This window comes from Cellulomonas sp. Y8, assembly GCF_008033115.1.
Taxonomy (GTDB): domain Bacteria; phylum Actinomycetota; class Actinomycetes; order Actinomycetales; family Cellulomonadaceae; genus Cellulomonas.
The window spans coordinates 2,357,428-2,378,770 of the sequence record NZ_CP041203.1 but is presented as its reverse complement, the minus strand read 5'-3'; the positions used below and the strand labels follow the sequence as shown (position 1 = coordinate 2,378,770).

Genomic DNA, 21,343 nt, shown 5'->3' with positions numbered 1-21,343 from the left:
GGCCTAGCCTGAGCACCCCGTCCACCGACGAAGGTGCAGGTCAGCCGTGCCTCAGACTCCCGCGCAGCCCTCCCCCCCGACCCGCCGTCGGCGCCGGCCGCTCCGTGCACACCGTCGACGACGTCCTGGCCCTGATGGACCTGCTGTTCGCCGAGCGCGCCGACCGCTGGACGGACCGGGGCGGCGCCGACTTCTGGGACGGGTTCTACGCCGACCGCGACCGCCCCGTGCCGTTCTTCCGGTGGGCGCCGGACGAGAGCCTGGTCGCCTGGGCCGCCGACGGCCGCCTGCCGCTCGGCCCCGGCACCCGCGTGCTCGAGCTCGGCTGCGGCCCCGGCCGGAACGCCGTCTGGCTCGCGCAGCAGGGGTGCGCCGTCGACGCGCTGGACCTGTCCGCGACGGCCGTCGCGTGGGGCCGGGAGCGGGCCGCCGAGGCCGGGGTGGACGTGCGGTTCGCCCGCGCCGACATCTTCCGGTGGCAGCCGCCCGCCGAGCCCTACGACCTGGTCTACGACTCCGGCTGCTTCCACCACCTGCCGCCGCACCGCCGGGTGTCGTACCGCGCGCTGCTCGAGCGCACGGTCCGGCCCGGCGGCCGGTTCGGGATCGCGTGCTTCGCGGCGGCCGACGACGGCCACGACGACCGCGGCGGCACCGGGGCCGACGACGTCGACCTGTACCGCGAGGGCGGCCTGGGCGGCGGGCTGGCCTACGCCGCCGACGACCTGCGCCGGGCGTTCGGCTGGCTCGACGAGGTGGAGCTGCGCCGGATGCGCCCGGCCGTCGACGGGGGCGACGCCTTCGGCGAGGACTTCCTCTGGGCAGGGCTGTTCCGCCGCTGACGCCCCGTCAGCCCCGGTCGCCCGAGCCCGGCGCGTCCTCGGGAGGCGTGCCGCGCAGCGTGGCCTGGTCCTGCGCCTCGGTGAGCTCGTCGACGACCAGCAGGTCCCGGCGCACCTTGCCCGTGCGGTAGCCCGCGCGGCCGACCAGGTGCGCCGCCACCGGCGCGGTCAGCATCTGGAACAGGGCCACCAGCACCAGCGCCCACACCGCCCCGCCGGAGCGCAGCCGGAGCGACAGCCCGATCAGCACCAGGATCAGTCCGAGCACCTGCGGCTTCGTCCCCGCGTGCATCCTCGACAGCAGGTCGGGGAACCGCAGGACGCCCACGCCGGCGGCGAGGGCGAGCAGCGCCCCGCCGATCAGGCAGATCGAGGCCACGACGTCGGCGACCACGTCCCAGTCCCAGCTCATCGGTCGCTCCCCTCGTCGCGCGCGCCGCGGGCGGCGGCGTCCTGGTCGGCGGCCGCGTCGTCGGCCTCGAGGTCGTCCCCCCGGTGCTCACCGGGTCCGTGCTCGTCCACGTGCGGCTCGTCGCCGTGGTCGCGCCGGTCCTCGTCGGCCACCACCTCGGCACGGTGGGCCTCGTCGCCGTGCGCGGCGTGCTCGGCGCGGACCTCCTCGGGGTCCGACGCGGGGCGCGGCGCGTCGGTCGCGGCCCCCTCGGCCTCGCGGGCCCGGCGCGCGCGGCGGGCCTCCTCGGCCTCCTCCTCGGCGCGGATCCGCTCGGCCTCCTCGGCGGCGATCTCCTCCCGGGTGCGCACCCGGCCCTCGCCCGCGGGCTCGACGGACGCGAACCGCGCGATGGTGGTCGAGCCGACGAAGCCGACCAGGGACAGCACCACGAGGATCGGCACCACGTCGGTGCGGCGCTCGGCCGCGGCGTAGAGCGCCACGGCCGCGACCACGACGGTCACGATGATGTCCAGGGCGACCGTCCGGTCGAGCATCGACGGACCGCGCTCGGCGCGGATGAGGGCGAGCACGCCGGCGGCGGTCAGCAGCACGGCGCAGATCAGCAGGACCGCGGTCACGCGCGCACCTCCTGGCGTCGGGACGACCGGCCGCCGGGCAGCAGGCCCGCCTCGCGGAGCTCGTCGTCGGAGGCGAACGCGCGCAGCACCCGCTCCTCCTGGTCGAGCACGTTCTGCCGGGCGCGCTCGACGCCGCCCGACTGCTCGACGTCGAGGACGTGCAGGTAGAGCATGCCCGTCAGCCGGTGCGCCTCGACGACGAGCGAGCCGGGCACGAGCGAGCACAGCTCGGCGGTCATGGTCAGGTACAGGTCGGAGTGGTTCCGCAGCTGGACGCCGATCACGGCGCCGCGCGGGGTGTGCCGGGGCCGCAGCGCGACCCAGGACACCTCGACCGACGCGTGCAGCAGGTCCCAGGCGAACCGCCCGATCAGCACGAGCAGCGGCCAGGGCCGCACGGTGCCGTGGAAGTCGATCGGCGTCATCCGCAGCAGCCCCGTCACCGCGACGGCGATCACGGCACCGGCCAGGACGTTGCCCACGGACAGGTCGCCCCAGAGCAGGACCCAGACGACGACCAGCCAGACCATCGTCGGCCACTGGGCCGCGAGCTTCTTGCGGCGCGGGTGCAGGCTCACGCGTCGTCACCCCCGTGCGCCACGTCGACGGACTCCCCGGAGCCGCGGCCGCCCTCGGGCAGCACCGACTGGATGTACACGGACCGGTCGGCCAGCGCCCCGGCGGCGCGCTCGGCGTAGCCGTACAGCGGGCCGGCCCCGACGGTCAGCGCCAGGCCGAGCACGACGAGCGCGGCGGCGGAGCCGACCATGCCCTTCGGCAGCGTCGCGTCGGGCAGCGGCTCGGGCGGGGTCTGCCAGAACGCCTTGTTCCACGCCTTGATCAGGGCGTAGAGCGTGAGCAGCGAGGTGGCGACACCGCCGACCACCAGGGTCAGCGCGAGCCACGAGCCGTCGGCGACGCCGGCCTGCAGCAGCCCGACCTTGCCGAGGAACCCGGACAGCGGCGGGATGCCGCCGAGGTTCATCGCCGGGATGAAGAACAGGATGGCCAGCACCGGCGCGAGCTTGGCCAGGCCGCCCAGCGAGTCGAGCGACGTGGACCCGCCCCGCCGTTCGATCAGCCCCGCGACCAGGAACAGCCCGGTCTGCACGATGATGTGGTGCGCGACGTAGTAGATCGACGCGGACCAGCCGGCCTCCGAGGCGAGCGCGATGCCGAAGAGCATGTAGCCGATGTGGCTGACCAGGGTGAACGACAGCAGTCGCTTGAGGTCGTCCTGCGCCACCGCGCCGAGGATGCCGACCACCATGGTCGCGAGCGCCGCCCACATGAGGACGTCGTCCATCCGGCCCTCGGGGAACAGGAGGGTCTGGGTGCGGATGATCGCGTAGACGCCGACCTTGGTGAGCAGGCCGGCGAACACCGCGGTCACCGGCGCGGGCGCCGTCGGGTAGGAGTCGGGCAGCCAGGCGGACAGCGGGAAGATCGCGGCCTTGATGCCGAACGCGAGCAGCAGCAGCACCTGGAGCAGCAGCCGCACCCCGGGGTCGATCTCCGGCAGCCGCTCGGCGAGCTGCGCCAGGTTGACCGTGCCCGCGGCCGCGTAGGTGAGGGCGATCGCGATGAGGAACAGCAGCGACGACAGCAGCGCCACGACCACGTAGATGCTGCCGGCGCGGATGCGCTCGCCGGTGCCGCCGAGCGTCAGCAGCACGTACGAGGCGGCCAGCAGGATCTCGAAGCCGACGTAGATGTTGAACAGGTCGCCGCTGAGGAACGCGTTGGCGACGCCCGCGGCGAGGATCAGGTACGTCGGGTGGTAGATCGACACGGGGGCGGCCTCGTCGCCGTCGGCCTCGCCCTGGGCCAGCGAGTACAGCTGGACGCAGAGCGTCACCGCCGCCGACACCGTGAGCATGAGGGCCGACAGCCGGTCCGCGACGAGGTCGATGCCCACCGGTGCGGCCCAGCCGCCGATGTCGACCACCAGCGGGCCGTCGTCGGCGAGGACCAGGAGCGTCGCGGCGACGACCAGCACGATGCTCAGCGCGATGACGCTGATGATCCGCTGCAGCCGCGGCCGCCGGTACAGGGCCAGCGCGAGGCCGGCGCCGAACAGCGGCACGACCACGGGCAGCGGCACGAGCCAGGTGTACTCGGTCATCGGCTGCCCTCCCCGCGGTCGTCGGTCGGTCGGTCGTGCTCCCCGGCGGCGCCCCCGACGCCGGCCGGCGAGGGTTCGCCCTCGTCCGTCTCGTCGCGGGTCTCGGCGGCCTCCTCGTCGAGGGTGGTCGTCGACTCCTCGGTGTCGTCGTCCTCGAAGGCGCGCTCGTCACGGGCGGCGAGCCGGGCGATGCGGCGGTCCTCGACGTCGTCCTGCACCTCGTCGTGCCGGTGCAGCTGCCAGGACCGGTAGGCCATCGCGAGCAGGAACGCCGTCATGCCGAGCGTGATGACGATGGCGGTGAGCACCATCGCCTGCGGCAGCGGGTCGGCCATGTCGCGCTCGAGCTCCAGCCCGACGATCGGCGGCCGGCCGGCGGCGCCGCCCGCGACGAGGAACAGCAGGTTCGCGCCGTTGCCGATCAGGACGACCCCGATCAGCACCCGGGACAGGCTGCGCTCCAGGAGCAGGTACACGCCGGCGGTCACCAGGACGACGATCAGGCCGACCAGGACCAGGTTCGGGCTCATGTCGATCATCGCGGGCCCTCCCGGTCGTCGTGGTGCTGCGGGGCGACGCGGCCGGCGGCCACCGCGTCCACCCGGACCTCCTCGGCGGGCTCGGCGTCGCCGCCGACCGCCTCGGGGTCACCGTCCTGCTCGGCCTGGCGGTCGATCTCGGCGCCGAGGCTGCGCAGGATGTCGAGCACGAGGCCAACGACCACGAGGTAGACGCCGACGTCGAAGAACAGCGAGGTCACCAGGTGGAGGTCGCCGATCAGCGGCAGCGAGACGTCGATGATCCAGGACTGCAGGACGGTGCCGCCGAAGATCAGCGCGCCCAGGCCGACGCCGGCCGACAGGAACAGGCCGCTGCCCAGCAGCAGACCCGGCTGCACCGGGGCCGCCTCGCCGAGCTCGTACCGGCCGCCCGCCAGGTAGCGCACGATCAGCGCGATGCCCGTGACGAGGCCGGCCGCGAACCCGCCGCCCGGGGCGTTGTGCCCGGAGAACAGCAGGAACAGCGAGTACACGATCATCGTGTGGAACAGCAGCCTGACCACGACCTCGAACACCACGGACCGGCGGCGCGGGGCCAGGGTCCGGCCCGCGCGCAGCCACTCGCGCGGCTGGTAGCCGGCGCGCGCCTCGACGGGCCTGCGCAGCGCGGCCTGCGGGTCGTCCTCGCTGCCCCACACCGCGCGGTGCTCGGGGGCGTCGCCGGCGCGGAAGATCGCGCCGGACCGCTTGCGGAGGAACACGAGCGACGCGACGCCGGTGGCCGCGACCAGCAGCACCGAGATCTCGCCCATCGTGTCCCAGGCGCGGATGTCGACCAGCGTCACGTTGACGATGTTCTTGCCGCCGCCGAAGGAGTAGGCCTCCTCGGCGAAGTCGACCGACACCGGGATGTGGATGCGCGCGCTCGGCACGATCAGCGCGAGCGCGCCGACCGTCAGGCCCACGGACAGCGCCACGACGAGCCGGACCCAGCGGGACGCCACCAGCGGCCGGTCGGAGAAGTACGGGGGCAGCCGGCGCATGACGAGCACGAACACCACGAGGGTGACGGTCTCGACCAGCACCTGGGTCAGCGCGAGGTCCGGGGCGCCCTGGAGCAGGAACAGCGCGGCGATGCCGTAGCCGGAGACGCCGAGCAGGATCACGGCCTTCAGCCGGCGGCGCGCGCGGGCGACCAGCACGGCGGCCACCGCGACGAACGCGCCGATGACGAGCTGCGCCGGGCGGTCCCAGGCGCGGGTCTCCGTCGGCAGCGAGGTGAACCGGATCAGCGGGACGCCCACCGTCACGACGAACACCACGAGGATGCCGCCCAGGTAGAACGGCAGCGAACCGCGCTGGGTGATCGCGGTGACGTCGGCGGCCACGTCGTCCAGCCGGCGCATGAACCGGCGGTACATCCGGTCGGCCTCGGGGACGTGCGGCACCGCGGCCTGCGCGGCCTCGACGGGCCCGCGGAAGAGGAACAGCAGCACGCCGACCGCGAGCACCGCGACCGTGATCGCCAGCGTCGGCGTGAACCCGCCCCAGAGCAGCAGGTGGCCGGGCTCGCCCTCGGGGTAGAGGTCGGCCTGCGGGGCGAGCAGCTCCTCGCCGAACGACGGCACCAGCGCGACGGCGAGCCCGAGCACCGCGAGCAGCAGGGCGGGCCAGACCAGCAGCAGCGACGGCCGGCCGACCGCGGCGGGCTCCGCGCGGTCGTCCTCCGCGGGGGCGTCGAGCTCGGGGACGCTGCGCTCGTCGCGCGCGCCGGGCTCGTCCTTCGCGGCCTTCGCCTCGCGGGCGATCGTCAGCGCCTTGACCGCCGCGGGCGACAGCACGGGCTTGGTGGCGAACGCGCCCCACCAGAGCCGCAGGCCGTAGGCGACCGTCAGGGCGGAGCCCACCGCGACCAGCACGAGCACCACGAGGTCGAGCGGGTGGCCGCCGTGGCCCAGCGCCTCGAGCGCGGCCTCCTTGGCGACGTACCCGGCGAACGGCGGCGCGCCGATCATCGACAGCGTGGCGAGGCCGCCGGCGACCGCGGTGATCGGCAGCGCGCGCCCGACGCCGGACAGCCGGCGCAGGTCGCGGGTGCCCGTCGCGGCGTCGACGACGCCGACCACGAGGAACAGGGCGGCCTTGAACATCGCGTGGGCGCCGACCAGGGCGAGGCCCGCGAGCGCGGTCGCCTTCGTGCCGTAGCCGACCAGCAGCACGATGAGGCCGAGCTGGCTGACCGTGCCGAACGCGAGGATCAGCTTGAGGTCGTGCTGGCGCAGGGCGCGGTAGCCGCCGAGCAGCAGCGTGCCGCCGCCGAGGACCACGACCATCCAGCGCCAGGCCGGCAGCTCGGAGAGTACGCCGGGGCGAACCGCGCGACCAGGTACACGCCGGCCTTCACCATCGCGGCGGCGTGCAGGTACGCGGACACCGGCGTCGGCGCGGCCATGGCGGCCGGCAGCCAGAAGTGCGTCGGGACGAGCGCGGCCTTGCTGATCGCGCCGACCAGCAGGCAGACGACCGCGGCGGTCACCATCGCGCCGTGCGGCGGGTTCGCGAGCGTCTCGGAGATCCGGTACGTGCCCGCGGCCTCGCCCAGCAGGATCACGCCGACGAGCATCGTCAGGCCGCCCGCGGTGGTCACGACGATGGCCTGCATCGCCGCCCGGCGGCTGGCCTTGCGCTCGTGGTAGTGCCCGATCAGCAGGTAGGAGAAGACCGTGGTCAGCTCCCAGAAGACGAACAGCAGCAGCGTGTCGTCGGCGGTGACGAGGCCGAGCATCGCGCCGGCGAACGCGACCAGCACCCCGCTGAACCGCCCGAGCCCGCTCGCGCCCGCCTTGAAGTAGGCGGAGCAGTAGACCAGGACGATCGCGCCGACCCCGCCGACCAGGAGCGTCATCAGCCAGGACAGCGTGTCCAGCCGGAACGAGAGCTCCATGCCGAGGCCGGGGATCCACTGCACGACCTGCGTGGGCCCGTCGCCGTCGAGCACGCGGCCGGTGAGGGAGAGCGCCCACACCGCCACCGCGGCGGGGGCGAGCGCGAGCACCCAGAACGCCCTGCGGCCGATCCACGCGACGAGCGCGGGCGCGACCAGGGCAGCGACGAGGTGCACCGCGAGGAGCTGCAGCACGTCCGCTCCGTCCTGTCGTGGGCGGGTGGTCGGTCGGTCGGTCGCGCCGACCCGGGCCCACGGTGGCCCTGAGGCTCGCCCGCGGCGGTTCGACGACTGTGGTGTTGTCAGCGGGCAGGTACAGGGACGCACGGCGACACGGCGCACGCAAGCGTGCGGAGGCCGACCGTGGTCGAGGGATTACCTGGACTCTATCAAGTGATGGCCCAGCACGACGGGGCGCACAGGGGCTGGGACCTCACCCGGGACCTCCGGTCGCGGGCCCCGGCGGCCGGGGCGATTAGCGTGATCGCGTGGACCTGCTGCGGATGACCTGCCTCGTCGTGGTGCTCGTCGCCACCGTCGTCGGGGTCGCGACGTTCGCTCTCGGCGCACGGCGGCTCACCCGCACGATCCGGATCGGCCGCCCGGCGCCCGGCCGGCTCCGGCCGGCGGGCCCGCGGGCGTGGCTCGTCGTGCGGGAGATGGTCGGGCACGGCCGGTTCCAGCACACGCCGGTGGTCCGCGCCGCGCACTGGGTCGTCATGGTGTCGTTCCCCGTCCTGTTCTTCACGCTGGTCGCCGGGTACGCGCAGGTGGTCGATCCGCGGTGGGCGCTGCCCCTGCTGGGGCACCTGGCGCCGTGGGAGTGGCTGACCGAGGGGATCGCCTGGCTGTCCCTCGCCGGGATCCTCGCGCTGATCGCGGTGCGGGTGCGCCGGACGCCCCGGGGGCTGCCGGCGACGCCCGCGCGGGCCGTGGCCGCCGTGGGCGCGGGGACCGGCGACGGGTCCGGGCCGGTCACCGAGCCGGGCGCGCTCCCGCAGCGGCGGTCCCGGTTCTTCGGGTCGAGCACGGCGCAGGCCGTCGTCGTCGAGGCGACCGTGCTGCTCGTCGTGCTCGCGGTGCTGCTGCTGCGCGGCCTGGAGCACGAGCTCGCGGTGCGCGACGGCTCCGCGCTCGCGAGCGCCTGGCACTTCCCCACGACCGCCTGGATCGGCGGGCTGTGGTCGGGGGCGTCGACCGGCGCGGTCGAGGCGGCCGTGGTGGTGTGCGCGACCGTGAAGATCCTGGTGTCGATGGCGTGGTTCGTCGTCGTCGGCCTGCAGCCCACGATGGGCGTCGCCTGGCACCGGTTCCTGGCGGTGCTCAACGTGTACGCGCGCCGCTCGGTGACGGGCGCGCCGGCGCTGGGACCGCTGGAGCCGGTGCGGGTCGGCGACGTCGCGCTGGACGTGGCGGCGCTGGAGGACCTGCCGGACGACGCCCGGCTCGGCGCCCGCGCGGTCGAGGACCTGACCTGGAAGCAGCTGCTCGACGTCACGACCTGCACCGAGTGCGGGCGGTGCCAGGACCAGTGCCCGGCGTGGGCCACGGGCAAGCCGCTGTCCCCCAAGCTCCTGACGCTGGCGCTGCGGGACCACGCGGCCGCGACCGCGCCGTACCTGCGGGCCGCGCGCGCCGGGGCCGAGGTCGAGCCGGGGCACGTCGACGTCGACCTGGTCGCCTCGGGCGTGATCGACGCGGACGCGCTCTGGGCGTGCACCACCTGCGGCGCATGCGTGCAGCAGTGCCCCGTCGACATCGAGCACGTCGACACGATCGTCGACATCCGGCGGTACCAGACCCTCATGGAGTCGGCGTTCCCCGCGGAGCTCGGCGGGACGTTCACCAAGCTCGAGCGGCGCGGCAACCCCTGGGGGCTGCCCGCGCGGCAGCGGCTGGACTGGGCCAAGGGGCTGCCGTTCGACGTGCCGGTGGTCGGGGCCGACGTCGCCACGGCCGCCGAGGTCGACTACCTGTTCTGGGTCGGCTGCGCCGGGGCGTACGAGGAGAAGGCGAAGCGCACGACGCGGGCCGTGGCCGAGCTGCTGCACACCGCGGGCGTGACGTTCGCGGTGCTCGGCGACGGCGAGGGCTGCACCGGCGACCCGGCCCGGCGCGCCGGCAACGAGGTGCTCTACCAGATGCTCGCCGCCGCGAACGTGGAGACGCTGGCCGCCGCCGAGGCGCGCGCCGTGGTCGTCACCTGCGCGCACTGCTTCAACACGCTGTCCCGGGAGTACCCGCAGCTCGGCGGGCGGTACGACGTCGTGCACCACACCGAGCTGCTGGACCGGCTGGTCGGCGAGGGCCGGCTGACGCCGGTGGCGGCGCCGGACGCGGAGCAGCGGCGCGTGACCTACCACGACCCCTGCTACCTCGGTCGGCACAACGAGGTCTACGAGCCGCCGCGTGAGCTGCTCGGCGCCCTGCCCGGGGTCGAGGCCGTCGAGATGCCCCGCACGCGGGAGCGGTCGTTCTGCTGCGGCGCCGGCGGGGCGCGGATGTGGCTGGAGGAGTCGATCGGCACCCGGATCGGGACCGCCCGGGCCGAGGAGGCGATCGCGACCGGCGCCGACGTCGTGGCGACGGCGTGCCCCTACTGCACGGTGATGCTGACGGACGGGGTGGCGGCTGCGTCGGGGACGGGCGACGTCGACCGCGCGGCGGTCGGCGTCCCGGAGGTCACCGACATCGCCCTGCTCCTCCTGGACCGCGTCCGCGCCGCCCGCTGACGCCCCGCGCCCGCCCGACCCACCCGCGCGCGACCCCGCCGAGATGGCAACTCTCGGCTGCGTCGAGCCCCTTGCGCACAGCCGAGAGTTGCCATCTCGGCGAGTCTCCGGAGCGTGTCTGTCTACGAGCGCGGCGGCAGAGGCCCAGTTCGGAGACTCGGCGCGGGTGCGAGGGTGCGCGGGTGCGGGCGGACGGGCGGCGCCGCGCGCCGCGCCGCGTCAGAGCGCCGTCGCGCGGCGGAGGGTGACGAACGAGACGACCGCCGCGCCCACGGCCACGACCGCGCCGACCGCCGCGGCGTGCTGCGTGCCCGCGTCGAACGCCAGGCGCGCCGACTCCAGCAGCGCCTCGCCCCTGCCCGCGCCGACCTCGCCCGCCACCCGGGTCGCGCCGCCGAGGGTCTCGGCCGCGGCGTGCGCCTGGTCGGTCGTCAGCGTCCCGGGGAGCACCACGCGCGCCCGGTAGGTCGCGTTGAGCACCGAGCCGAGGATCGCGACGCCCAGGGTGGTGCCGAGCTCGTACGCCGTCTCGGAGATGGCGGACGCGGCGCCGGCCTTCTCCGGCGGGACGGCCGTGGTGATCTGGTCGTTGGTCAGCGTCTCCGCGAGGCCGACGCCGAGGCCCATCACCACGAACGTCACGGCCACCGTCACCGGCGTCGGCACGTCGCCGACCAGGGTGAGCACGCCGTAGCCGACCGCGGCCAGCAGGAAGCTCGACCCGATGAGCACGCCCGGCCGCACGTATCGCACCAGGCGCACGGCGAGCAGGCCCGCGGCGACGGACGCGACCAGCCCCGGCAGCAGCACGAGGCCCGCGTCCATCGGGCTGAGCCCGGCCGCGAGCTGCAGGAACTGCGACACGATGACCAGCAGGCCGGAGAACCCGAGCACCGAGAGCAGGTTGGCCGACACCGCCCCGGAGAACACCGGGTTGGTGAACAGCCGGACGTCGAGCATCGGCGACGGCAGCCGGCGCTGGCGGCGGACGAACGCCCACCCGGCCACGAGGCCCACGAGGACCGCGCCGGTCGTCGTCGGCGTCAGGCCGTGCTCGCCGGACGCGATGATCGCGTAGACCAGCGGCAGCATCGTGGCGAGGGCGAGCACGCTGCTCCACGGGTCGAGCGGCCCCGGCGCGGGGTCCTTCGACTCGGGCACGAGCGCCGCGGCGAGCGGCAGCAGCACGAGCAGCACCGGCACGTTCAGCAGGAACACCGAGCCCCACCAGAAGTGGGTGAGCAGCGCGCCGCCGACGATCGGGCCGAGCGCGGCGCCGCCGGCGAACCCGGACGCCCAGATGGCGATGGCGAGCCGGCGCTGCGCGCGGTCCAGGAACACGTTCCGGATGAGCGACAGCGTCGACGGCATCAGCGTCGCGCCGAACAGGCCGAGGGCCGCGCGCGCCGCGACCAGCATCACCGGGCTCGTCGACCACGCCGCCAGCAGCGACACGACCGCGAACCCGGTCGCGCCGATCATCAGCAGCCGCTTGCGCCCGACGCGGTCCCCGAGGCTGCCCATCGGGACCAGCAGGCCCGCGAGCACGAGGGGGTACGCGTCGACGATCCACAGCAGCTCCGACCCCGAGGCGCCGAGCGCGGCCGTGATCGAGGGCAGCGCGAAGCTCAGCACCGTGTTGTCCACGGAGATGAGCAGCACGGGGAGCATGAGCACGACCAGCACGGCCCAGGGGCGGACCGGGCGGCCGCGGTGCAGGAGCGCCGCCGGGACGGCGGCGGTGGGACCGGTGGTGACCGGGGCGGACATGACGCGACCTCGTTCGTTCGGGGAAACCGGCGCAACTGTACCGTCTGGACGGTAAAGCGTCACGGCCGGTACGGTCATTCCCATGTCCGCGACCCGCGACCGCCTCCTCGACGCGTTCGAGGGCCTGCTGATCGCGCACGGGCCCCGCGCCGCGACCCTGGACGCCGTCGCCGCCGCGGCCGAGGTGTCGAAGGGCGGGCTGCTCTACCACTTCCCCAGCAAGGCCGCGCTGGTCCAGGGCCAGCGCGAGCGGCTGGCGGAGCTCGGGCAGGCGGACGTCGCCGCGATGCGCACCGCACCGGAGGGCGCGGCGGAGTACTACCTGCGCGAGTCGCAGCAGTCCGGCGGTCCGCTCGACCGCGCGCTGATCGCGTTCGCCCGGCTCGCCGAGGAGGCGGGCGACGACGCCACCGCGGTGCTCGACGACCTGCGGCGGCACTGGTTCGAGGCGCTGGCGGACGAGCTCGGCGACCCGGCGCTCGCCCACGTGGTCCAGCTGGTCGGCGACGGCATGTACTACAACGCGGTCACCGGCGTGCGGGACGACACCGCGCTCGCCGACGCGCGGGCCGTGCTCGGCCGGCTGCGCGCCGGCGCCTGACCCGGCCGGCGCCCCGGCTCACGCCCCGAGCACGACGACGGCCCCGCGGCGGGAGCCGCGGGGCCGTCGGAAGCGGTGTGCCGCCCCGTGCGGAGGACACGGGGCGGGACGGGTCCGGCGCGTCAGATCCGCACGCGCCGGGGGTTGCTCACGCTCGTCCAGCGCACGTCGTCGAACTCGGCCTCGGACGCCTGCTGGTCGTTCGTCGTCATCTCCATGACTACCCCCTCGATCCGTTCCGGAGTGCCATCCTGCGGTCTCGGGCCGCACGGCGCACCCCCTCCGGGTGAACTCCGCGTAAAACCTCGCGCGGCCACCTCACCCCCGGCCCGGTAGGACCGACGTCCCGCCGGGACCGTCTGACGCTCATGGCATCACGCGCGTGATCAGCGCCGCCTCGCACCGAGACACCCCGTCTGCGCTCGATCGGCGGCGACCTCGCGTGCCACCATGTCTCGGACGCCGAACGGTCAGGTGGTGACATGACGACCTCAGCCCTCACGACGCCCTCGCCCGCGGACCCCGCGGACGTGAGCCCTCCCCCGGGTCCCCGGCCCTACGCCGAGCCCGCGGATTCCGTGCTCGCCGAGCTCCGCAGCACGCCCACGGGCCTGCGCGAGGCGGAAGCGGGACGCCGCCTCGCGGAGCACGGGCCGAACCGGCTCCCGGACCCGCAGGGCAGGAGCTGGCTGCGCCGGCTGCTCGGGCACTTCGACGACGTGCTCATCTACATCCTGCTGGCCTCGGCGGTGCTCAAGGCGCTCCTGGGCGACTGGATCGACTTCGCGGTGATCCTGGCCGTCGCGGTGATCAGCGCGGCGCTGGGCTTCCTGCAGGAGGGCCAGGCCGAGCGGGCGCTCAAGGGCATCCGGACCATGCTCTCGCTCGACGCCCAGGTCCGCCGGGACGGCGAGTGGCAGGTCGTCGACGCCGACTCCCTCGTCCCGGGCGACGTCGTGCGCGTACGGTCCGGCGACCGGGTGCCCGCCGACGTGCGGCTCATCGAGTCGACCAACCTGCAGGTCGAGGAGGCCGCCCTCACCGGCGAGTCCGTCCCCGCGAGCAAGCACGTCGACCCCGTGGGCGCCGACGCCGGCCTGGGCGACCGCGCCTCGATGCTGTACTCGAGCACGATCGTCACGGTCGGCACCGGCACCGGTGTCGTCACCGCGACCGGCGCCGGCACCGAGATCGGCCGGATCCAGTCGCTCATCGCCGACGCCTCCGACGACCTCGACACCCCGCTGTCGCGCAAGCTCGCCCAGTTCGGCAAGACGCTGTCCCTGGGCATCCTCGGCATGGCCGCGTTCATGCTGGTCGTCGGGCGGGTCATCCACGACTGGGACGTGCCGGAGCTCATCTCGGCGGCCATCGGCTTCGCGGTCGCCGCCGTCCCGGAGGGCCTGCCCGCGCTGGTCACCGTGACCCTGGCGCTCGGCGTGCAGCAGATGGCCCGGCGCAACGCCATCACCCGCAAGCTCACCGCGGTCGAGGCGCTGGGCTCGGTGACCACGATCTGCTCGGACAAGACCGGCACCCTGACCAAGAACGAGATGACGACGCGCACCGTCGTCACCGGGGCCGGGGCCTACCAGGTCGAGGGCCTCGGCTACGCGCCCGACGGCAGGATCACCCGGGACGGCGCCCACGCCACGCTCGGGGCGCACCCGGACCTCGCCGCCCTGATCGCCGCCGCGGCGTCCGCCAACGACGCGAGGATCGTCCAGGACGGCGGCCTGTGGAAGGTCGTCGGCCAGCCCACGGAGGGCGCCGTCGCGACCCTGGCGCTCAAGGCCGGGCTGGATCTCACGGGCGTCGAGCGGGTCGCCGTGCTGCCCTTCGAGTCGGCCACGAAGTACATGGCCACGCTCGACCGCGTCCCCGGGGCCGGCACCCGGATCCGCGTCGTCGGCGCCCCGGACCGGCTGCTCGACCGGTGCAGCCACCAGCGCGCCGCCGACGGCGGCACCGAGCCGCTCGACCGCGACCGCTGGGAGGCCGTCATCGACGAGCTCGCCTCCCAGGGGCTGCGCACCCTCTCCGCCGCCGAGCGGGCCGTCGCGGACGGGACGACCACGCTGAGCCCGGACGACGTCGAGGACGGCCTGGTGTTCCTCGGCCTGTTCGGCATCGTCGACCCGCCCCGGCCCGAGGCGGTCCAGGCGATCGCCGACTGCCACCGCGCGGGGATCCGGGTCAAGATGATCACCGGCGACCACGTCGGCACGGCCACGGCCATCGCCCGCGAGCTCGGCATCGTCGCGGCGGACGGCGACGTGCACGCCCTGACCGGCGCCGAGCTCGAGGCGATGACCCAGGAGCAGCTGCGGCAGCGGGTCCGGGACGTCGACGTGTACGCGCGCACCAGTCCCGAGCACAAGATCCGGATCGTGCGGGCCCTGCAGTCGCACGACGAGGTCGTCGCGATGACCGGGGACGGCGTGAACGACGCGCCCGCCCTCACCCGGGCGGACATCGGCATCGCCATGGGCATCAAGGGCACCGAGGCCACCAAGGAGGCCGCGGACATCGTCCTCGCCGACGACAACTTCGCGACCATCGAGCGGGCGGTCGAGGAGGGGCGGCGGATCTACGACAACATCGCGAAGTCCGTCGTCTTCCTGCTGCCCACGAACGGTGCGCAGTCGCTGGTCATCCTCGTCGCCGTGCTGTTCGGCCTCACCCTGCCGCTGTCCCCGGTGCAGATCCTGTGGGTCAACCTCGTCACGGCCGTGACGCTCTCGCTCGCGCTGGCCTACGAGCCGGCCGAGCCGGGCGTGATGTCCCGGCCGCCCCGCGCACCCGGGGGGTCGGTGATCTCGGGCCGGTCGCTCCGGCACGTCGTCGTCGTGTCGCTGCTCATCGGCGGCGCCACCCTGGCGGTGTTCTTCATCGAGGACGCCCGGGGCACGGACTACGCGGTCGCCCAGACGACCGCGGTGACGATGCTCGCCCTCGGGCAGCTGGCCTACCTGTTCAACTGCCGGTTCCTCGGCGAGTCCAGCCTCACCCTGCGGGTGCTGCGCGGGAACCGCGTGGTGTGGATCGCGACCGGCGCGCTGGTCGCGCTGCAGGTGTTCTTCACCTACGTGCCGTTCATGAACTCGTGGTTCGACTCGGCGCCCATCGGCCTGCGGGAGTGGGCGCTCACCCTGGGCTTCGCGATCCTGGTGTTCCTGCTCGCCGAGGCGATGAAGGCCGTGACGCGCGCGATCGACGCGCGGGCCGACGCCCGGCCCGCCGAGGCGACGGAGGCCGCCGCCCTGCCGGGCGCACCCGTCCCCGCCGGGTCGGTCACGCTCGCCGACGCCGCGTCCCGGCTCCCCGCCCTGGTGCACGCCGTCGAGCACGGCGACGAGGTCACGCTCACCCGGGACGGCCGCCCGGTCGCACGCATCGTCGCGGTGACCGGCGCCGCGCGGCGCACCAGCGGCCGCGGGGCCGCCGCCGGGGAGACGGTCGCCGCGAACGTGAGCACGACCGCGATCCAGCTGACGCCGCCCGACGGGGCGCAGCACGGCGCCTCGGAGGCGGCGGACCCGGCCGCGCAGCCGGCGGGCGCGCCCGCGGCGTCCCCGGTCGGCACCCCCGCCGCGCCGGAGGAGGGGGCGCCGACCCGGGTCAGCACGCGCCCGGCCGCCGAGGGCGGGGCCGGCGCGGACGCACCGGGTCCCGGGGCGGCGGACGCGACGATCGTCCTCGACCCGGTCCCCGCCGCCGGCGACGACGCCCCCGAGCCCCCCGCGCCGCCGCGTCGCCGGTCGCGCCGGGACGCCGCTGCCGCGACCGAGCCGCTGGGCACGGTGGCACCGGAGGCCGACCGGGACTGACCGCCTCCGGGCGTCCGGGGTGCCGTCACCGCGGGGTGACGGCACCCCGGACCCGGCGCGACGTCAGATCGTCGCGACCGACCCCGAGTCGACCCGGTAGTTCGAGCCGGTGACGAAGCTCGCGCGCTCGGACACCAGGAACGCGATCACGGCGGCGACCTCCTCGGCCTCGCCGCGCCGCTTCAGGACCATGCCCGGGCGCTCCTCGTCGAGGAACGACGCGATCGCCTCGTCCCGGTCCGTGCCGCGCTCCTCGGCGCGCTTCGCCATCATCGCGTCGGTCATGGGGGTGGCGATGAACGCCGGGGACACCGCGTTGACCAGCACGCCCTCGGCGCCGTACGCCTTCGACAGCCCCTTGGCCAGCGACAGCACGCCGGCCTTCGACGCGCAGTACGGCAGCTCGTCGACGTAGGGCTGCACGCCGTCCTCCGAGGCGAGCAGCACGATCCGGCCGCGGCCGGTCTCCCGCATCGGGCCGAGCACCGCGCGCACGACCCGGACCGCCGCGAGCAGGTCGACCTCGATCGTGCGGGCCCAGCCCTCGTCGTCGATCTCGTGGAACAGCCCCTGCGCGCCCGTCACGCCCGCGGCGTGCACCAGGATCTCCGGGGCGCCGAACGCGTCGTGCGCCCGGGCGACCAGCGCCTCGACCGCGGCCGGGACCGTGAGGTCGGCCAGCACTGGCACCAGCCGGTCGGGCCCGGCGCCGAGGTCGGCGACCGCCCGCTCGAGCGCGGGCGCGTCCTGGTCGGTGAGCACGACGCGGGCGCCCTCGGCGAGCAGCAGGCGGGCGGTGGCGAGGCCGATGCCGGAGTCGCCGCCGGTGATGAGCGCGACGCGGTCGGTGATGCCCAGGTCCATGGGTCCTCCTCGGGGTGCGGGGTGGCGCCGGCCGGTCGGCGGGCGCCGGTGGTGCGGTGCGGCGGAGCGGGTCAGCCCGCCGCGTCGTGGTCGTCGCCCAGCGCGGGCGCCAGGGTGAGCGCGGCCTGCACCAGCGCGAGGTGGCTCAGCGCCTGCGGCAGGTTGCCGAGGAAGTCGCCGGTCGCCGGGTCGATCATCTCCGGCCACACGCCGACGTCGCTCGCGAGGTCGAGCAGCTCGCCCATCCACTGCGCCGCCTCGTCGGTCCGCCCGACGAGCGCCAGCGCGGCCACGCCCCAGAACGCGCAGGCGACGAACGCGCCCTCCTCCTGGGGCATGCCGGTGTACCGGTGCAGCAGCGGCCCGGAGCCGAGCTCGGCGCGCAGGGCGTCGACGGTGCGGCTCATGCGCTCGCCGGTGTCGAACCCGCTGCGCGCGTGCAGCAGCACGGACGCGTCGAGGGCGTCGGAGCCGGGGTGCATCACGTAGGCGCCGCGCTCCTCGGACCAGCAGTGCTCGCCGACCCAGCGGGCGATCCGGTCCGCCTCGGCGCGCCAGCGGTCGGGCTCGCCGGGGATCTGCCCGAGCTCGGCCAGGTGCACGGCGCACCGCAGCGCCTGCCAGCAGCCGAGCTTGGACGACGTGTAGTGCCGCTCCTCGGTCAGCTCCCACATGCCGGCGTCCGGGCGGTGCCAGGCGTCGGCGGCCTCGTCGGCGACGGCGGCGAGCAGCCGGCCGGTCTCGGCGTCGAGCAGGTTCCCCGCGTCGACGTACCCGCGGACCACCGCGAGGACGTCGCCGTAGACGCCGAGCTGCAGCTGGCCGTCCGCGCGGTTCCCGGTGACGACGGGGCCGATCCCCCGCCAGCCCGGCACGTCGTGGCGCTCCGGCTCGGGCGGCAGCGCGCCGTCGAGCCCGAAGAAGATCCGGACCCCGTGCTCGCGGAGGGTGCGCAGCGTCCACGAGATGGCGGCGTGCACCTCCTCGCGCAGGCCGAAGCCGATCCACGCGTCCAGCGTGTACGCGGCGTCCCGGACCCACGCGTACCGGTAGTCCCAGTTCTTGCCGCCCGCCAGGCTCTCGGGCAGCGAGGTGGTGCCCGCCGCGGCGATGGCGCCGGTCGGCTCGTGCAGCAGCAGCTTGAGCGCGAGGGCGCTGCGCTGCACCGCCTTGCCCCACGGCCCGTCGTAGTGGAACTCGCGGGTCCAGGCGCGCCAGTTGTCGACCGTCCGGTCGATGCCGCGGTCGACGTCCTCGGGGTCGGGCAGCATGACCGGCTCGCGCTCGGTGCCGACCACCGCGACGAGGTGCCGCGACCCGGCGGTCGCCTCGAACGCACCCGTGCAGGCCTGGTCGTCGACGACCGTCGTCATCTCGCCGAGCGTGCGCACGGTCAGCGTCACGCCGTCGACCCGCAGCACCGGGCCCTGGACCGTCCGCTGCACCCACGGCGACGCCGTGCCGAGCACGGTCCCCGGCGCGACGCGCCAGGCCATCGGCACGGAGCCGGACAGGCCCTCCACCCGCGCGGCGAGCTCGCTCCACGGCAGGCGCCCGGCCACGCCGGTGTTCATCGCCTGCGTGACGCGCGCCCGGCCGTCGTCGGTGTCGTACGTCGTGACCAGCACGTTCGTGCCGACGACGTACTGCCGGCGGAGCCGGTACGGCACGGTGGGCGCGAGCTCGACGTAGCCGCCGGCGTCCGCGTCCAGCAGCGCGGCGAACGCGGGCGGCGTGTCGAGGTCGGGGACCGGGAACCAGTCCACCCGGCCGTCGTCCGCGACCAGCGCGACGGTCCGCCCGTCCCCCAGCACCGCGTACGAGCGCAGGTCGGCGTAGCCCGCGGTGCGGGGGGTCGGGTCGCGCGGCTCGTCCGCCGCCGCGTGACCCGACCCTTCCGTGCGCGTGCCGGCGTCGCCGTCCAGGTTCTCGAGGCCCGGCTGCTCCGTCATGCGCGGGTCGCCGTCACGGGGTCGGCATCCCCCCGTTGACGTTCAGCGTCTCGCCGCTGACGTAGCTCGACTCCTGGGAGGCCAGGTAGACGTACGCCGGGGCGAGCTCGGCCGGCTGTCCCGCGCGGCCGTAGGGCGTCTGCTGCCCGAACTCCGGCAGCGCCGACGGCGGCTGGCCGCCCGCGGTCTGCAGCGGCGTCCAGATCGGGCCCGGCGCCACGACGTTGACCCGGATGCCCTTCGGCGCGAGCTGGCCGGCGAGCGCCTTCGAGATCGTGTTGATGGCGGCCTTCGTCGTGGCGTAGTCGACCAGGATCGGGGCCGGCTGGTACGCCTGGATCGACGACGTCGTGATGATGCTGGAGCCCTTCGGCAGGTGCGGCACCGCCTCCTGGACCAGCCAGTACAGCGCGTAGACGTTCGTCTTGAACGTCTCGTCGAACGACTCCGGGGTCAGCTCGGTGATGTCCTCGACGTACTGCTGGCGCCCGGCGATGATCGCGAGCGTGTCCAGGCCTCCGAGCTCGTCGAGCGCCGTGCGCACCAGCGACCGGCTGTAGGCCTGGTCGGCGACGTCACCGGGGGCGAGCACGACCTTCCGGCCGGCGTCGCGGACCAGCTGCGCCACGTGCTCGGCGTCCTCCTGCTCCTCGGGCAGGTACGACAGCACGAGGTCGGCGCCCTCCCGGGCGAACGCGATGGCGACGGCGCGGCCGATGCCGGAGTCGCCGCCGGTGACGATCGCCTTCCGGCCCTCGAGGCGGCCGGACCCGCGGTAGGTGTCCTGGCCGTGGTCGGCGAGCGGCTGCAGGTCGGCGTCGAGGCCGGGCCCGTCCTGGCTCTGCTCCGGCGGCTCGGGCATCGGGTACTGCGCGATCGGGTCCTGGAACGTGTACTGGTCGGCCATGCGGCGTCCTCCGTCCTGGGCGGTGAATGCGAAAGGCGACGCCCGCCTGGCGTGGAGACCGGCGGGCGTCGACCCGCGTCCATCGTCAGCCGGGGTCGGGAGGGTCGCAACAGGGAGCGCGTCCCGCGCGGTCCCGTCGGCCCCCGTCAGAGGTCGGCGGGGTCCACCAGGAAGCCCGCCATGTCGGCGATCTCCCCGCCCACCTCGGCGTGCACCTCGCGCGCGATCCCGCGCACCACCCGCGCCGCGCGCCCGCGCGCGACCCGGTGCGGCAGCGACGGCCGCTCGGACTCCAGCTGCTCCACGTCCGGCGCCTCCCAGCGCACCCGGTACGCGACCACCTCGCCCTGGGCCCAGTCGACCGCGGCGAGGACCTGCGGCACGTCGGCCTCGGCGGCCACCTCGACGACCACGATGCCGTCGACCCCGAGGTCGACCTGCAGGCCGAACGCCTCGGCGGCCGGCGGGTTCTCGCGCATGTGCGCGTCGAAGGCGTCCGCCTCGGCGTGCAGCCGGCGGCGCTCCTCGGCGTCGGCGACGCCCGCGCCCACCCGGTCCCGGGCGGCGAGCGCGGCGCCGGCCTGCTGCGGCGAGGCCCTCCGGGGGTCGGGGGCGCGCGGCACGTCCAGCGCGGCGCGGGACGACACGCGGTGCGCGGCGGCGAGCACCGTCTCGGGCTCCACCCAGCGGTCGCTGAGCACGGCGAGGTCGAGCGCCGCATCCATGTCCGGCTCGAGCACCACGCCGGAGTCGACCCGGAGCGCGCCACCCAGCCGGCGGGCCACGGCGACGAGCCACAGCACGACGCGCTGCTCCTCCCGCACCGGTCCGGCGGTCCCGAACGCGCGGCGCAGGCCGTCCCGGTCCCCGCCGAACGCGGGCTGCTCGGCGCGCTCGCGCGGGCAGTCGACGACCCAGGCGACCCGCGCGTCGGACGGCAGCCCCCACCGAGCCAGCTGCGCGGGCTCCAGCGCGAACGGCCCCGTCAGGGTCGACAGCCGCCCGAGCCGCAGCACGCCGGGCGTGGCCGCGGGCGCAGGTGCGCGGCTCGCGCCGGACGCGCGCCGGCCGGACGGCACCCGCGGCGGGCGCTCCCACCTCGCGGCGGGGAACCGGCTGCTGGCCAGCACGTCGACCTCGTCCGGCGCGACCCCCTCGGGCAGGACCAGCAGGTGCCGCCCGGGCGGCGGCGTCACGCCCGCGGTGGCGGGCACCTCGGGCAGCGGCGGCAGCGACGCGGTCAC

The 21,343-nt window shown here is 75.3% G+C and carries 14 protein-coding genes and 1 pseudogene; 4 read left to right on the top strand and 11 right to left on the bottom strand.

What is annotated here, in order from left to right; translation table 11 throughout:
• Positions 1-104: 104 nt before the first annotated feature.
• Entirely contained in the window at positions 105-842 is a 738-nt protein-coding gene (locus FKM96_RS10805) for a class I SAM-dependent methyltransferase (protein ID WP_210417253.1), read from the top strand.
• A 7-nt stretch (positions 843-849) separates the two neighbouring features.
• Here FKM96_RS10805 and mnhG read toward each other — a convergent pair whose 3' ends face one another.
• The 6 genes and pseudogenes from mnhG to FKM96_RS10775 form a co-directional block, all read right to left on the bottom strand.
• Positions 850-1,254, bottom strand: coding sequence for a monovalent cation/H(+) antiporter subunit G (mnhG, locus tag FKM96_RS10800; RefSeq protein ID WP_147795230.1), 405 nt, complete (start codon positions 1,252-1,254; stop codon positions 850-852).
• Positions 1,251-1,874, bottom strand: a complete 624-nt coding sequence (locus FKM96_RS21545; protein ID WP_246854930.1) for a monovalent cation/H+ antiporter complex subunit F — start codon at positions 1,872-1,874, stop codon at positions 1,251-1,253. Before FKM96_RS21545 ends, mnhG begins: the two co-directional genes overlap by 4 nt.
• Positions 1,871-2,452, bottom strand: a complete 582-nt coding sequence (locus FKM96_RS10790) for a Na+/H+ antiporter subunit E (protein ID WP_147795229.1) — start codon at positions 2,450-2,452, stop codon at positions 1,871-1,873. Before FKM96_RS10790 ends, FKM96_RS21545 begins: the two co-directional genes overlap by 4 nt.
• Positions 2,449-3,999, bottom strand: coding sequence for a Na+/H+ antiporter subunit D (locus tag FKM96_RS10785; protein ID WP_147795228.1), 1,551 nt, complete (start codon positions 3,997-3,999; stop codon positions 2,449-2,451). The genes FKM96_RS10790 and FKM96_RS10785 overlap by 4 nt, the downstream gene beginning before the upstream one ends.
• Complete coding sequence (locus FKM96_RS10780; protein ID WP_147795227.1) at positions 3,996-4,538, bottom strand: Na(+)/H(+) antiporter subunit C; 543 nt, start codon at positions 4,536-4,538, stop codon at positions 3,996-3,998. Before FKM96_RS10780 ends, FKM96_RS10785 begins: the two co-directional genes overlap by 4 nt.
• A pseudogene (locus tag FKM96_RS10775) lies at positions 4,535-7,638 on the bottom strand (Na+/H+ antiporter subunit A). The gene FKM96_RS10780 and the pseudogene FKM96_RS10775 overlap by 4 nt, the downstream one beginning before the upstream one ends.
• Positions 7,639-7,946: 308 nt before the next feature.
• On the opposite strand from FKM96_RS10775, the gene FKM96_RS10770 reads away from it, so the two are divergent.
• On the top strand, positions 7,947-10,175 hold the full coding sequence (locus FKM96_RS10770) for a (Fe-S)-binding protein (RefSeq protein ID WP_371300531.1): 2,229 nt from the start codon (positions 7,947-7,949) through the stop codon (positions 10,173-10,175).
• 219 nt (positions 10,176-10,394) lie between these two features.
• Here FKM96_RS10770 and FKM96_RS10765 read toward each other — a convergent pair whose 3' ends face one another.
• Positions 10,395-11,945 (bottom strand): MFS transporter, encoded by a 1,551-nt coding sequence (locus FKM96_RS10765; protein ID WP_147795225.1) that lies wholly within the window; start codon positions 11,943-11,945, stop codon positions 10,395-10,397.
• Positions 11,946-12,027: 82 nt separating this feature from the next.
• On the opposite strand from FKM96_RS10765, the gene FKM96_RS10760 reads away from it, so the two are divergent.
• Together FKM96_RS10760 and FKM96_RS10755 are read left to right on the top strand one after the other, a co-directional pair.
• Positions 12,028-12,546 carry a TetR family transcriptional regulator gene (locus FKM96_RS10760; protein ID WP_147795224.1) on the top strand — a complete coding sequence of 173 codons (519 nt, stop codon included), beginning with the start codon at positions 12,028-12,030 and terminating at the stop codon, positions 12,544-12,546.
• Between the two features lie 482 nt (positions 12,547-13,028).
• Entirely contained in the window at positions 13,029-16,376 is a 3,348-nt protein-coding gene (locus tag FKM96_RS10755) for an HAD-IC family P-type ATPase (protein WP_210417252.1), read from the top strand.
• Between the two features lie 63 nt (positions 16,377-16,439).
• Here the strand turns inward: FKM96_RS10755 and FKM96_RS10750 are convergent, their stop codons facing one another.
• From FKM96_RS10750 to FKM96_RS10735, 4 genes are all read right to left on the bottom strand, one after another.
• Positions 16,440-17,240: an SDR family NAD(P)-dependent oxidoreductase gene (locus FKM96_RS10750; protein WP_147795223.1), complete on the bottom strand. Its 801-nt coding sequence runs from the start codon at positions 17,238-17,240 to the stop codon at positions 16,440-16,442.
• Positions 17,241-17,311: 71 nt separating this feature from the next.
• Positions 17,312-19,192 carry a glycoside hydrolase family 15 protein gene (locus FKM96_RS10745; protein WP_147795222.1) on the bottom strand — a complete coding sequence of 627 codons (1,881 nt, stop codon included), beginning with the start codon at positions 19,190-19,192 and terminating at the stop codon, positions 17,312-17,314.
• Between the two features lie 13 nt (positions 19,193-19,205).
• Positions 19,206-20,099, bottom strand: coding sequence for an SDR family oxidoreductase (locus FKM96_RS10740; protein ID WP_147795221.1), 894 nt, complete (start codon positions 20,097-20,099; stop codon positions 19,206-19,208).
• 146 nt (positions 20,100-20,245) lie between these two features.
• Positions 20,246-21,343, bottom strand: a complete 1,098-nt coding sequence (locus FKM96_RS10735) for a hypothetical protein (RefSeq protein ID WP_246854929.1) — start codon at positions 21,341-21,343, stop codon at positions 20,246-20,248.

What these genes read in the sequence shown, in the direction of transcription:
- mnhG (WP_147795230.1), bottom strand. Translation starts at nt 1,254, where the DNA reads ATGAGCTGGGACTGGGACGTGGTCGCCGACGTCGTGGCCTCGATCTGC.
- FKM96_RS10750 (WP_147795223.1), bottom strand. Translation starts at nt 17,240, where the DNA reads ATGGACCTGGGCATCACCGACCGCGTCGCGCTCATCACCGGCGGCGAC.
- FKM96_RS10780 (WP_147795227.1), bottom strand. Translation starts at nt 4,538, where the DNA reads ATGATCGACATGAGCCCGAACCTGGTCCTGGTCGGCCTGATCGTCGTC.
- FKM96_RS10760 (WP_147795224.1), top strand. Translation starts at nt 12,028, where the DNA reads ATGTCCGCGACCCGCGACCGCCTCCTCGACGCGTTCGAGGGCCTGCTG.
- FKM96_RS10785 (WP_147795228.1), bottom strand. Translation starts at nt 3,999, where the DNA reads ATGACCGAGTACACCTGGCTCGTGCCGCTGCCCGTGGTCGTGCCGCTG.
- FKM96_RS10745 (WP_147795222.1), bottom strand. Translation starts at nt 19,192, where the DNA reads ATGACGGAGCAGCCGGGCCTCGAGAACCTGGACGGCGACGCCGGCACG.
- FKM96_RS10770 (WP_371300531.1), top strand. Translation starts at nt 7,947, where the DNA reads ATGACCTGCCTCGTCGTGGTGCTCGTCGCCACCGTCGTCGGGGTCGCG.
- FKM96_RS10765 (WP_147795225.1), bottom strand. Translation starts at nt 11,945, where the DNA reads ATGTCCGCCCCGGTCACCACCGGTCCCACCGCCGCCGTCCCGGCGGCG.
- FKM96_RS10740 (WP_147795221.1), bottom strand. Translation starts at nt 20,099, where the DNA reads ATGGCCGACCAGTACACGTTCCAGGACCCGATCGCGCAGTACCCGATG.
- FKM96_RS10755 (WP_210417252.1), top strand. Translation starts at nt 13,029, where the DNA reads ATGACGACCTCAGCCCTCACGACGCCCTCGCCCGCGGACCCCGCGGAC.